12 protein-coding genes are annotated in these 12317 nt (G+C 70.4%); 3 read left to right on the forward strand and 9 right to left on the reverse strand.

Annotation, left to right across the window (positions count from 1 at the left end; translation table 11 throughout):
* Positions 1–114: 114 nt before the first annotated feature.
* From ssb to K2Y03_RS01560, 5 genes are read right to left on the reverse strand one after another with little or no spacing between them, the layout of a single operon-like run.
* Positions 115–642: a single-stranded DNA-binding protein gene (gene ssb, locus K2Y03_RS01540; protein ID WP_294087715.1), complete on the reverse strand. Its 528-nt coding sequence runs from the start codon at positions 640–642 to the stop codon at positions 115–117.
* Positions 643–649: 7 nt separating this feature from the next.
* On the reverse strand, positions 650–2503 hold the full coding sequence (gene feoB / locus K2Y03_RS01545; RefSeq protein WP_294087716.1) for a ferrous iron transport protein B: 1854 nt from the start codon (positions 2501–2503) through the stop codon (positions 650–652).
* Entirely contained in the window at positions 2500–2751 is a 252-nt protein-coding gene (locus tag K2Y03_RS01550; protein WP_294087717.1) for a FeoA family protein, read from the reverse strand. Before K2Y03_RS01550 ends, feoB begins: the two co-directional genes overlap by 4 nt.
* A gap of 56 nt (positions 2752–2807) precedes the next feature.
* Positions 2808–3467, reverse strand: coding sequence for a COQ9 family protein (locus K2Y03_RS01555; RefSeq protein ID WP_294087718.1), 660 nt, complete (start codon positions 3465–3467; stop codon positions 2808–2810).
* Positions 3468–3491: 24 nt separating this feature from the next.
* On the reverse strand, positions 3492–4400 hold the full coding sequence (locus K2Y03_RS01560; RefSeq protein ID WP_294087720.1) for a DMT family transporter: 909 nt from the start codon (positions 4398–4400) through the stop codon (positions 3492–3494).
* A 111-nt stretch (positions 4401–4511) separates the two neighbouring features.
* On the opposite strand from K2Y03_RS01560, the gene K2Y03_RS01565 reads away from it, so the two are divergent.
* On the forward strand, positions 4512–5597 hold the full coding sequence (locus K2Y03_RS01565; RefSeq protein WP_294087721.1) for an alkene reductase: 1086 nt from the start codon (positions 4512–4514) through the stop codon (positions 5595–5597).
* 166 nt (positions 5598–5763) lie between these two features.
* On the opposite strand, the gene K2Y03_RS01570 is transcribed toward K2Y03_RS01565, so the two are convergent.
* Both K2Y03_RS01570 and K2Y03_RS01575 read right to left on the reverse strand, forming a co-directional pair.
* Positions 5764–6306 (reverse strand): DUF177 domain-containing protein, encoded by a 543-nt coding sequence (locus K2Y03_RS01570; protein ID WP_294087722.1) that lies wholly within the window; start codon positions 6304–6306, stop codon positions 5764–5766.
* On the reverse strand, positions 6303–6824 hold the full coding sequence (locus tag K2Y03_RS01575; protein WP_294087723.1) for a ubiquinol-cytochrome C chaperone family protein: 522 nt from the start codon (positions 6822–6824) through the stop codon (positions 6303–6305). The genes K2Y03_RS01570 and K2Y03_RS01575 overlap by 4 nt, the downstream gene beginning before the upstream one ends.
* 106 nt (positions 6825–6930) lie before the next feature.
* On the opposite strand from K2Y03_RS01575, the gene K2Y03_RS01580 reads away from it, so the two are divergent.
* A complete protein-coding gene (locus K2Y03_RS01580) occupies positions 6931–7437 on the forward strand; it encodes an outer membrane protein assembly factor BamE (protein WP_294087724.1) in 507 nt (168 codons plus the stop codon).
* 120 nt (positions 7438–7557) lie between these two features.
* On the forward strand, positions 7558–7995 hold the full coding sequence (locus K2Y03_RS01585; protein WP_294087725.1) for an RcnB family protein: 438 nt from the start codon (positions 7558–7560) through the stop codon (positions 7993–7995).
* Position 7996: 1 nt separating this feature from the next.
* On the opposite strand, the gene pbpC is transcribed toward K2Y03_RS01585, so the two are convergent.
* On the reverse strand, positions 7997–10132 hold the full coding sequence (gene pbpC, locus K2Y03_RS01590) for a penicillin-binding protein 1C (RefSeq protein WP_294087726.1): 2136 nt from the start codon (positions 10130–10132) through the stop codon (positions 7997–7999).
* On the reverse strand, positions 10119–12317 hold a 2199-nt coding region (locus K2Y03_RS01595), incomplete at its 5' end, for an alpha-2-macroglobulin family protein (RefSeq protein ID WP_294087727.1). The genes pbpC and K2Y03_RS01595, both read right to left, overlap by 14 nt.

Consider the following 12317-nt stretch of genomic DNA (forward strand, 5'->3'; position numbering starts at 1 on the left):
CACGGCGCCGGCAAGTCCTGCGCCAAGTCCTGCCCAAGCTGCGCCAGCGCCACGGTGGATGCCGGAACAGGTCCGGCATGACGGTGGGAGGCGGCGGCAGGCGGCCGCGCCTCGTTAAAACGGCACGTCGTCGTCGAGATCGTCCTGCGGGAAGCCGCCGCCGAAGCCGCCGCCACCCGGGGCGCCGCCGCCGCGCGCGGCGCCGAAGCCGCTGCGGTCGTCGCTGAAGCCGCGGCCGCCATCCTGCCCGTAATCATCGCCGCCGCGCATGCCGCCGCCACCGCCGCCCGGCGCGCCGTCGAGCATCGTCAGCTGGCCCGAATAGGGGCGCAGCACCACTTCGGTGGAATAACGGTCCTGCCCGTTGGCGTCCTGCCATTTGCGGGTTTCCAGCTGGCCCTCGATATAGACCTTGCTGCCCTTGCGCAGATAGCGTTCGGCAACGCCCGCCAGGCTTTCGTTGAAGATCGCGACCGAATGCCATTCGGTCTTTTCCTTGCGCTCGCCCGAATTGCGGTCTTTCCAGCTTTCCGACGTGGCGATGCGCAGATTCACCACCTTGCCGCCGTTCTGAAAGCTCTTGGTTTCCGGGTCGCGGCCCAGATTGCCCACCAGAATCACCTTGTTGACGCTGCCCGCCATAAACCCCTCACACTCCCGCCGCGACCGCCAGCCAATAGGTCGCGCCCGAAAAAGCGTAGGCCAGCGCGAACAAATAGCCAACCATGAATAAGGGCCATTTCCAGCCATTGGTTTCGCGCCGGGTGACGGCGATGGTGGAAATGCATTGCGGCGCGAACACGAACCACATCAGGAAGGCGAGCGCTGTCGGCAGCGACCAGCGCTTCTGCAGCGTGGCAGTGATTGCCTGCTGGCCGGCCTGGCTCTTGTCGTCGGCGCCGATGGCATAGACGGTGCCGAGCGCGGCGACGGCGATTTCGCGCGCGGCAATCGCCGGGATCAGCGCCAGCGTGATGTCGCGGTCGAACCCGATCGGCCTGGTGACGACGGTCAGCGTGTTGGCGATGCGCCCGGCGACCGAATAATCAACCGGGTTGACCGGATCGCCCGCCGGCGGCTTGGGGAAGGAGAGCAGCAGCCACAGCACGATCGTGGTGCCCAGAATGATGGTGCCGGCGCGGCGCAGAAACGCCTCCGCCCGCGTCCACAGGCCAATCGCCACGTCGCGCAGGCGCGGCAGCTGATATTTGGGCAGCTCCACCATGAAGCCCGACGAGGCGCCCTTGGTCACCGTGCGCCGCAGGACGAGCGCGGCGACGAACGCGCCGACAATCCCCAGCACATAAAGCGTGAACAGCACCAGCCCCTGCAGGCCGACGCCCGGCAGCACGGTCTTGGCCGGAATCATCGCCCCGATCACCAGCGTGTAGACGGGCAGCCGCGCCGAACAGGTCATCAGCGGCGCGATCAGGATGGTGGTCAGCCGGTCCTTCTCATCCTCGATCGATCGCGTCGCCATGATGCCTGGCACCGCACAGGCAAAGGAGGAGAGAAGCGGAATGAACGCCCGGCCCGAAAGCCCCGCCGCCGCCATGATCCGGTCCATCAGGAACGCCGCGCGCACCATATAGCCCGAGGCTTCGAGCAGCAGGATGAACAGGAACAGCACCAGAATCTGCGGCAGGAACACGATCACCGCGCCGACACCGGCAATCACCCCTTCGGTCACCAGGTCGCGCAGGAAGCTTTGCGGCACCTGCGCGCGGATCGCGGCGGAGAGCGCGGCAAAGCCCTGGTCGAGCAGGTCCTGCGGCACCGTGGCCCAGCTGAACACCGCCTGGAACATCACGAACAGGATGGTGAGCAGCAGCACGGTGCCCCACAGCGGATGCAGCGCCACCGCATCCAGCGCCTGGGTCAGCCGGCGGACCGGCGTTTCGGAGAGAATGGCCGCGCGGGCGAGGTGGCGCGCCTGGCGCTGGCGGGCGGCCATGTCGACCGGCGCCGCTGCCGCGCGCGGCGCGCGGGCCAGGGCCTCGGCGACCAGCGTCTTCAGCGTGTCGAGCCCGCGCTTCCTGACCGCGACGGTCTCGATCACCGGCACGCCCAGCGCCTCGGCCAGTTTCCCGGCCGACACGGTCAGCCCGTCGCGCGCGGCCAAATCGACCATGTTGAGCGCGACCACCACCGGCAGCCCCTGATCGATCAACTCCAGCGCAAAGCGCAGATGATTGTCGAGATTGGACGCATCGAGCACCACCACCAGCGCGTCCGGCCGCCGCTCGCCGGCCTGGGCGCCCAGCACCACGTCGCGCGTCACCCGCTCGTCGGGCGACAGCGGATCAAGGCTGTACGCGCCGGGCAGGTCGACCAGCTCGACCGGGCGGCCATCGGCCAGCACCAGCCGGCCCGAGCGGCGCTCCACCGTCACACCCGGATAATTGCCCACTTTCTGGCGCGCGCCGGTCAGCGCGTTGAACAGCGCGCTCTTGCCGGCATTGGGGTTGCCGACCAGCGCGACGAGGGGCGCGATCGCGCTCACGCCTGCGGCACGACGTGCACGGCGCCGGCGACATGGCGGCGCAGCGCCACCGTCATCCGCCCGATGCGGCAGGCAATCGGCCCGCTGCCCAAAGTTGCGCGGTGCAACACTTGCACATTCACCCCTTCGTCAAAGCCCAGCTCGCGCAGGCGCCGCGCTTCCGGCACGGACAGCGATGCCCAGTCGATCGCCGCGATCACTGCCTCGCGGCGCAGCGGCAGTTGTTCCAGGCAGAGCGGCTCAGTCACGCGCGGCAGATACGGCTTTTGCGAGTGGTTATCAATAACGCATCCTGCCGCCCGGCTCAGGCCGCCGGATAGCGCAGCCGGCCGATGAAGCGCGACAGGCTGGGCAGGTTCTGGCTGCGCTCGACAAAGCCCGACTTCAGCTTTTCAAAGCGCATGATGCCGTCGATCCGCCGGTCGAGGAACGCACGCGTATCGGCCCAGTCGCTGGTCTCGTCGCCCAGAAACACGGTCACCGTCGCCGCATAGATGCCGGCGAGCAGCGCGCGCTTGGTATAATGGTTGTAATCGGTCGCGGTGTCGCCGGCCTGGCGCCACATCAGATCGGCCGCGCGCCAGCCCAGCCGTGCGCCCAGCGCCACATTGCCCGGCATCGCCAGCACCGCATGCGCCCGGCGCAGCGCGTCGCGGTGCGGGTGCATGATCTCCAGCCGCGCGCAGATCTGCTCGCGAATGCGCGCACGGATCTTCATCGTCGCCAGCCGGTCCTTGGGCAGCGCCGCCACCATCGCGGCGTCGATGCTGTCGAACCAAGCGGTGATCATCGCCGGCGCGCCCTCGGTAAAGGCAAGCGCGGCAATGTCGCGGTCGACGCCGGCCTGGTCGGCGGCCATGTCGCGCGCGGCGGCGCTCCACCCGTCAAACCCGGCATTGGCGGCGATCAGGGGGCCAAGGTGCGCGCGCACCTCATCCAGCGTGGCATCGGCGGCAAGGGCCATCAACATATCCTCCGGTTCGCCAGTCTAGCCTGCGCGGCGCACCAGCACCAGCGCGGCCGCAACCAGCGCGGCGCCGGCAAAATCGGGCAGCGCCAGCCGCTCGTCATACACGATCCAGCCGACGGTCGCGGCCACGATCGGCTGGATCAGCAACGCAATGCCGACGACCAGCGGCGACAGCTTGCCCAGCGCATAGATCATCAGCCCCTGGCCGAACACCTGGCTGGCGAGCGCCAGCCCGATCAGCGGCCCCCAATGGTCGGGCAGGATGCGCTCGCCCAGCGCCAGCGCGAACAGCAGCAGCGGCGCGACGCTGGCGAGCGTCGACAGCGCCAGCGCCGGCCAGGGCGCCATCACCGTGCGTGCGCGCGCCATGAAGATGAAATAACAGGCATAAAGCACGCCCGCGAGCAGGCACAGCAGATCGCCGCCCAGATGGCGCGGATCAAGGCTGTACGACCGGCCCATCAGCAAGGCGCCGCCCAGTGCCGCCAGCAGCAGCGCCAGCGCCTGCAGCCGGGTGGGCGCCATGCGCGCCGCGATGAAGCCGTAAATCGGGAAGATCAGCGTCGCCGAATTGCCGAACAAGGTCGCATTGGCCAGCGTGGTGCGCACAATGCCCAGATGCCAGCTGGCCAGATCGGCGGCAAAGGCCACGCCCGACAGCGCCAGCACCAGCCACAGCCCGCCGGCCAGCCCCTTGCCGCGCCAGCCGCTGGCGAGCGCAAACCCCATCACCAGCGGCGCGGCGAGCGTGATCCGCCAGAAGGCGGAGGCCACCGGCCCGGTTTCCGCCAGCCGCACGAACCAGGGGCCAAAGGCCAGCGCGATATTGGCCAGCACCACCGCGACAAAGGCGGTGGCGGGCGGCGCAGCGGCCTGTGGAGCGGTCGCTACAGCGGCGCTGGCCGCAGGGGCAGAATGATCGGCCATTGCCGGCAGGGGTCCCAAGAAAATCTTTCGCGCCTTAACGGGTGCAGCGGCGGCTGTCGCGCGCTATCTCCATGCGCGTCCAACCGGGCCAACCCAACAGGGAGACCAAATTTGCCCAGCCTGTTCGATCCCATCCAGCTCGGCGCGATCACCGCGCCCAACCGCATTTTGATGGCGCCGCTCACCCGCGGCCGCGCCAATCGCGCGCATGTGCCGCAGCCGATCATGGTGGATTATTACCGCCAGCGCGTGGGCGCGGGCCTGATCATTTCGGAAGCGACCGGCATCAGCCGCGAAGGGCTGGGCTGGCCGCATGCGCCAGGGCTGTGGAGCGATGAACAGGCCGCCGCCTGGCAGCCGGTGACCGAGGCGGTGCACGCCGCCGGCGGGCGGATCATCGCCCAGCTCTGGCATATGGGCCGGCTGGTGCATTCCAGCTTCACCGGCCATCCGCCGGTCTCCTCCTCCGCCACCACCGCGCCGTGGCAGGCGCATACCTATGAAGGGCGCCAGCCCTATGAGGAAGCGCGCCCGCTCGACACCGCCGAAATTCCCCGGCTGGTGGCCGATTATGCCCATGCCGCGCGCAACGCGATGGCGGCCGGGTTCGACGGGGTGCAGATCCACGCCGCCAATGGCTATCTGATCGACCAGTTCCTGCGCGACGGCGCCAATCAGCGCACCGATGCCTATGGCGGCACGCCCGAAAACCGGGTGCGCCTGCTGCGCGAGGTGACGCAGGCAGTGGCGGGCGTGGCGGGGGCGGACCGGACGGCGGTGCGCCTCTCCCCCAATGGCGACAGCCAGGGCGTGATCGACAGCGACCCCGACACCGTGTTCGCGCTCGCCGCCAAGGCATTGAGCGAGATCGGCATTGCCTTTCTCGAACTGCGCGAGCCGGGGCCGGAGGGAACCTTCGGCCGCACCGATCAGCCCAAGGTCTCGCCGGTCATCCGCCAGCATTTCACCGGGCCGCTGGTGCTCAATTCGGACTATGGCTTTGACAGCGGCCAGGCCGATCTGGACGCAGGCCGCGCCGACGCGATCAGCTATGGCCGGCCGTTCATCGCCAATCCCGATCTGGTCGATCGCTTCCGCCAGGGCGCGGCGCTGAACGAGGGCGCGATGGCGACCTGGTATAGCCAAGGGCCGGAGGGGTATACCGACTATCCAACACTGGCCCCCGTCGCCGCCTGACGAAAAAGACGCGATTTTAGTATCCACGAGATAGTCTAGTTAAGTTTTTGGGTGCGGTTTCAGCCTGGCTGAAACCGTCACGGCACCAGCCCGCTCCCCCACCCGACCTCCCATCAGGATACACTCGTGGGAGGTCGGGTGGGGGAGCGGGCCGGCACCGCCTCAACTAAAGCGCATCCCCCGGCTTTCCGGCCAGCGCGCCCAGTGCGGCAAAGGGGCTGGCGGCGAGGGCCGCCTCTTCCTCGCTCAGCACACCGGCCGCCTTCAGCGCCGCATCCGCCCCGGCGCTCCGGGGGAAGGGATCGAGCGCCAGCGCCATCGTCTCCGCCGCTGCCTCGCCCAGGTCGATCGCGCCGCCCGCATAGCCGATGCTGTCCAGCGCGTCGGCGTCGATCTCGATCTCGTCCGCCGCACTCGGCGCGGTGTCTGGCACGAAGCGCAGCGCGACCGGCATGTCGATGCTGGCCGGCACCGGATCGCCGGTGGCGACGCAGGCCTGCACCACCCGCGCCTCCACCGTGCCGCTCGCAAATACCGTGGTGCCGGCGCGGCGCACGGCAAAGCGTGCCGCCAGCCCCTCCACCGCGATCAGTCCGAACCGCCTGGCGAGCGCCGCGCATTCGGCGGGGTCGGCCATGATTTCCACAGTGCGCGCCGCCTCGCCGATTCGGTCGAGCCGCTCGATCCGGCTGAACTCGGGCGCGCTCATGCGATGTCGCCGGCCAGGATGGCGCTGACCGCCTGCCCCGCCAGCCGCTCGCGCAAGGCGAGCAGCGCGTCGCGGGCATGGTCCAGCGCGCGCGGTTCCGGCGCGGTGCCGCCATAGAGATTGCGCACCAGCGCCTCGTCGAACGCGCCCGTCGCCAGGCCGTCGCGATAGGCGCCCAGCCGCCCGCCGAGCAGGCTGACCAGCTGGCCCATATGCTTGCCGACGCCGGTGTCGCCCACGCCTTCCTGGCGCAGCTGGCCTTCCATATCGTCGATGAAGCGCTCGGTCAGCCAGACGCTGGGGGCAATGCCGGCCTCTTCCGCCTCCAGCCGCAGCAGCACGATGCTGAGCACGGTTGAAATGATGTTGAACCGCCCGGTCACGCTGTCGGGCACGCCGCCGGCCAGATACCAGTGCGGCGCGCGGCCCAGCGCCACCACCCGGTCATAGAGCGCGGCCGCCTGCCCGGGCGTGCGCGCGCCCATCACCTTGCCCAGTCCTGCCAGAAGCCGCCGCATCACCTGCCACCCTTGTTCCCGATCGCGATGGCGCATATTGAGCGGATGCCCCCGGCTTGCAATCCACCGCATCGGGCACGGGCGATCGGGGCAATGGAGATTGGGCATGGTTTCAGGTGCGCCCCGACGGGCATTGGTGCTGGCGCTGGTGGCGGCGTCGCTGGCGGCGGGCGGCTGCACCCGGTTGCGCGGGCACCAGGGCTATATCGTCGATCCCGACCTGGCCAATTCGGTGCAGGCCGGTGTCGATACCCGCTCGTCGGTGTCGAAGGTGCTGGGCCAGCCCACCTTTGCCAGCGCCTTTGGCGATGCCGAATGGTATTATGTCTCTCGCGACACGCGCAACTATGCCTATGACCGGCCCAAGCCGGTGACGCAGACGGTGCTGCGCATCCGGTTCGACGACAAGGGCGTCGTCCGCTCGATCGACCGCACCGGCATGGAGCAGGTGACGAAGGTGGCGATGTTCAGCAAGGTCACGCCGACACTGGGCCGCAAGCGCAGCTTCTTCCAGGATGTGTTCGGCAATATCGGGGCGGTCGGCGCGCCGGTGGGTGGCCCCGGCGGCCAGGGCGGTCCGGGCGGCCCGGGCGGCGGCCGCACTCAGCCCTGACGGCAGCCGTCACCAAGCTGACAATCGCCTGAAGGCGCCGTTCGCGCGCCGTTCAGCCGCGCGTGCGCATAACCGGGCTCAGGCGGCGCGGATGGGCCGGTCGCCGGATGGGAGTGTGTGATGCGTAAGCTTGTCCTTCTCGCCCTGGCTGGCGCCGCCTTGATGACGCCGCTTGCCGCCGGGGCGCAGGATCGCGGCTGGGATGACCGCGGCTGGAACGACCGTGGTTGGAATGATCGCGGCTGGGACGACCGCCGCTGGAACCGCGATTTCGACCGTGACTATGGCCGCTGGGAATGGCGTGACTGGCGCGCCGGCCACCGCGATGTCTTCTTCCGGGGCGATTGGCGCGCGCCCTTTGCCTATCAGGCGTTCCGCCCCGGCCTGCCGATCGCACCCGGTTTCTGGGGGCCGCGCTATTTCATCAACGATCCGTGGCGCTATCACCTGCCGCGCGTCGGCCGTGGCTTGCGCTGGGTGCGGCATTATGACGATGTGCTGCTGGTCGATGTGCGGCGCGGCTTCGTGGTCGACGTGTATCGCGGCTTCTTCTGGTAGGTCAGCGCACGCTGAACAGGCTCTGGTCGATCACCCGCCCGGCGGCATCGGTAAGCATTAGCTGGTGCCGGCCCGGGCGGGGAAAGACCAGCGGCGCGGCGTCCGCCGCGCCCAGCCTTTGCCCGTCCAGCCACAGCATATGCGTGGCCGCTGCGCCCGACACGGCAATCGCCAGCCGCTGCTGGCGCGGCGGAATATCGGGGTCGAGCGCATAGACGCTGCCCGACAGCGGGTTGGTGATGCGCGGCCGGCGGGCCTCGGCCGGCGCGCTGCTGACCTGGCTCTGCCCGGTGCCGGCCAGGAAATAATCGCGCCGGGGCTGTTCGATGCCGGCTGAAAAGATCACGCGGCGCGCCTCGATCCCGGCGGGTGGCGCGGGCCGGCGGCCGGGGACGCCGGCATGGAGCGCACGCATCACGTCGCGCCACACCGGCGCCGCGCCGCTGGTGCCGGAGACGGCGCGCATCGGATCGCCTTCCAGATTGCCGACCCACACGCCGACGGTGAAGCGCTCCGAAAAGCCGATGCACCAATTGTCGCGCATCGCCTTTGACGTGCCCGTCTTCACCGCCGCCCAGAAGGGCAGGCGCAGTGCCGAATCGAGGCCGAAGGTCGCCGCGCGCGCATTGGGGTCGGCCAGCATGTCGGCCACCAGCCAGGCCGCCGCCGGGCTCACCACCTGGCGCGGCGGCGGAGCGGGGTCGCCCTGTGTCAGCCTGAGCGGCGACCAGCGCCCGCCATTGGCCAGCGCGCGATAGGCAGCAACCTGTTCGAGCAGGGTGACTTCCGCCGAGCCCAGCGCCAGCGAAAAGCCGTAATAATCGCCATCTTCGGTAAGCCCGCGATAGCCGCTGTCCCACAGCCGGTCGCGAAAATCATTCACCCCCACCAGCAGCAGGGTGCGCACCGCCGGCACGTTGAGCGAGCCGGCCAGCGCGGTGCGCACCGTTACCGGCCCCTTGAAATCGCGGTCGTAATTCTGCGGCACGTAAAGGCCGGAGGCGGTGTCGAGCTGGACCGGCGAATCATCGAGAATCGAGGCCGGTGTCAGATAGCCATGCTCGATCGCCTGCGCGTAGAGAAAGGGTTTGAGCGTGGAGCCGGCCTGGCGATAGGCATTGGCCCCGTCCACCGCGCGCGCGGTGGAGCCGCCGCCGACCCCGCCGACATAGGCAAGCACCGCGCCACTCTGATTGTCGGCCACCACCACCGCGCCATCGCGCGCGCGCGACGCGCCCAGCCCCTGTAGCTGGTGGGCGAGCGCCGCCATCGCCACGCGCTGCACGCCGGCGTCAATGGTGGTGGCAACGCGCAAGCCCGGCCGGGTGAGCAGCCGCTGCGCCAGATGGGGCGCCAGGCCCGGGTCGAGCTGAAGGCTGCGCGCCGGCCCGGTCACCGCCCAGGCGGCGGCTTCCAGCCGGGGGCAGGGCAGATCGGGCGCCAGCCGGCAGGCGCGCCGCGCAATTGCCGGGGGTGTCGCCTGCGGATCAGGCAGGAGTGCGGCCAGCAGCGCCGCATCGTCGCGCGACAGGGCGTCGGCGGTCTTGCCGAACAGGCCCAGCGCCGCCGCCGGCAGCCCCTGCGCCTCGCCCCGCAGCGGCGCTAGGTTCATATAGGCCTCCAGAATCTGGTCCTTGGCCCAGCCGCGCTCGATGCTCCAGGCGGCGCGCAGCTGGCGCAACTTGTCCCACCAGCTGCGCGCGCCGGGCCGCGCCAGATCGGGCGCCAGAAAGCCGGCCAGCTGCATCGTGATCGTGCTCGCGCCGCGATTGTGCCGCCCCTCCAGCCGCGCACGCAGTGCCGCCGCCAGCGCCCACAGGTCGACGCCGCCATGCATGAAGAAGCGCTTGTCCTCCGCCGCCACGATCACCTCGCGCGCCGGTGCCGCAATCGCGTCGAGCGGTGCCCAGGCCAGCCGGCGCGTGGCGAAATTCACCCGGGCACTGTCGATCAGCCGGCCGTTACGATCATAAAGCCACGCTTCCGACGGCTGCCAGCGCGCGCGGACGGCCGCATAGCCGGGCAGCTCGGGCGGGCGCGTGGCGACCTCCGCCACCGCCACGCCAAGCGCCGTCGCCAGCAGCCCCGCCAGCACCACCCGCGCGGGGGTGAGGGCGGGCAGGCTAATTGGCGGCAATGCTGACCGGAGCATTGGGCAGCTGCGCGTTGATCGCCGGGCTGTACATCGCCTCCACCCGGCTGGGCAGCAGCGCGAAGCGGCCGGTGCCGTTCAGCCGCACGACATAGGAAACGACGAAGCGGCCGCGCGGCACCCAGTCGAAATAGGCGCGCCAGGCATCGCGGCCCCGCTCGATATAGGCGGCACTGACGCCGGCCTGGATTTCCCAGGCCTTGCCATCGGCATCGGTCGCGTTGAAGCGCGCGCCGCCGCCGTCGCTGGCCTGCGCGCCCAGCAGTTGCGACTGGTTGGCCTGGCCGCCGATCACAGTTGCGCCGGGGGGCAGCGGGTCGCTCACCACCACCCAGTTGCGCTCGGCGGTGGCGTCCACCGTCAGCGTCACGCGCAGCACGTCGCCCCGCGTCAGCTGACCCTTTTTCTTGGCCTGCAGCACGTCCACCCGGCGGCTGAGCTGATAGCCGGCGAATACCGGGCTCTTCAGCGGCACGGCCGCCGACAGCTGCACCACCGCCCAGGGGCCGGCGCCGCCCTCCTGACTGAGCGACAGCGCGGCCGGCGCGGCTGGCAGCGGCAGGCTGACGCTGCGCTGGCTGGCGGCGAGCGGCCAGCCGCGCGACACGCTGGTCCCGCCCAGCGAGAGCCGGGTGGTGCCAGCAACGGCGCTGGCCGGATAGACGCCGGCGAATTTGCGCGCTGCAATCACGCCCCAGGCATTGGCCGGGGTGGTATCCCACCGCCCGCGCCGCTGGCGCAGCGCCACGCCCGCCATCATCCGGGGTGCCTCGTCCTGCCAGCCGGGGCGCCCGGTGACCGCGATCAGCGCCTTGATCGCCGCCTCGTCGGCAGAGGCGAGCAACCACCACGGCGCCCGGTCACGGTCGGCAAGGTCCAGCCTGGTCCCTTCATAGACCAGCCTGGTGCGCAGCACCCGCTCGCCCGCTTGGCGCAGCGCGGCGGCATTGGCGAGCCCCGGCACCCGGTCGAGCGCGGTCAGATAGTCGGCGAGCGGGCCGGTCGGCATGTCCTCCGGCCCGATGCCGAGCTGGCCGAGCATGGCCGGCGTCGCGGCGCCCGCCCGGGCAAGCGCGGCAAACGCTGCCAGCCGGCGCAGGCGGATATCGCCATAGCTTTCGTGCCGCACACGCCCGTCGATTACCGCGCGCAGCCCCTCGATCATCCGCGCGCGCGGGGCCGCCGGAATCGGCAGGCCGGCCTCGCTCGCCATCGCCAGCACATAGGCGGTGAGCGATTCGGACCCCTCAAGCGAGTCCGACGGCCAGAAGCGGAGCAGCCCGTCACCCGCCTGATAGGTGGGCATTTCGGCAGCGAGTATTGCCCAGCCGGCGGTGTCGCCGGTCGCCACGATCCGCGACAGCCGCTGCTCGAAGCAGCTATAGGGATAGGCCCGCATGAACGCGCTCACCCCGTCGAGCGGCGGGGCCAAGCTGTCCTCCAGCCGCACCAGTACCTGCCCCCGGCCGGGCAGTGCCCCCTCGGGCGGCGCGATCGGCAGGGTGCCGCCGCCGACCCGGGTGAGCGTTGCCGCCCACACATCGACCGGCACCAGCGGCGCGACCGTCTGGCTGACGGTGATCGCATCGGCCGCCTTGCCGTCACTGGAGCGCGCACGCACCTGCCAGCGCAGATCGGCAACCCCCATCGGCGCGGTCAGCGTCCACATCACCGGCACCGCGCCGCCGGCGGGGATCGTCACCGTCTGCGGCCGCCCGGTTGCGATGGCGGGGGTCAGCGCGACCTCGGCCGTCACCTTCATCGGCTTGTCGGCGCCGTTCTTCAGCGTGAAGATCGCGCCATATTGGTCGCCCTCGCGCACCAGCGGCGGCAGGCCGGCAAAGATCGACAGGTCCTGCGCGGCGCGCACCGCCGTCTCGCCGGTGCCGAAGCGGCTGGCGCCGTCGGTCGCGATCGCCACCAGCTTGAAGCGGGTCAGCGCGTCGGACAGCGGCACCGCGATCCGCGCATGCCCCTTTGCATCGAGCGGCACCCGCCCCTGCCACAGCAGCACGGGCTGGAAATTCTCGCGGTTGAGCGCGGCCGCATCCGCGCCGCCGCCCCCGCCGGCGGCGACCGCCTTCTTGCCATAATGCCGCTTGCCGACGACCTGCGTCTGCGCGGTCGCGGTCAGCACCGACAGCGGCCGTTCGCCCATCATCGCGGTCAG

This window comes from Sphingomonas sp., assembly GCF_019746015.1.
Lineage (GTDB): Bacteria > Pseudomonadota > Alphaproteobacteria > Sphingomonadales > Sphingomonadaceae > Sphingomonas.

Bases quoted from the DNA above. Each gene is read 5' to 3' on its own strand.
- K2Y03_RS01560 (WP_294087720.1), bottom strand. From the start codon at position 4,400: ATGGCCGATCATTCTGCCCCTGCGGCCAGCGCCGCTGTAGCGACCGCT.
- K2Y03_RS01555 (WP_294087718.1), bottom strand. From the start codon at position 3,467: ATGGCCCTTGCCGCCGATGCCACGCTGGATGAGGTGCGCGCGCACCTT.
- ssb (WP_294087715.1), bottom strand. From the start codon at position 642: ATGGCGGGCAGCGTCAACAAGGTGATTCTGGTGGGCAATCTGGGCCGC.
- K2Y03_RS01580 (WP_294087724.1), top strand. From the start codon at position 6,931: ATGGTTTCAGGTGCGCCCCGACGGGCATTGGTGCTGGCGCTGGTGGCG.
- K2Y03_RS01575 (WP_294087723.1), bottom strand. From the start codon at position 6,824: ATGCGGCGGCTTCTGGCAGGACTGGGCAAGGTGATGGGCGCGCGCACG.
- K2Y03_RS01570 (WP_294087722.1), bottom strand. From the start codon at position 6,306: ATGAGCGCGCCCGAGTTCAGCCGGATCGAGCGGCTCGACCGAATCGGC.
- K2Y03_RS01585 (WP_294087725.1), top strand. From the start codon at position 7,558: ATGCGTAAGCTTGTCCTTCTCGCCCTGGCTGGCGCCGCCTTGATGACG.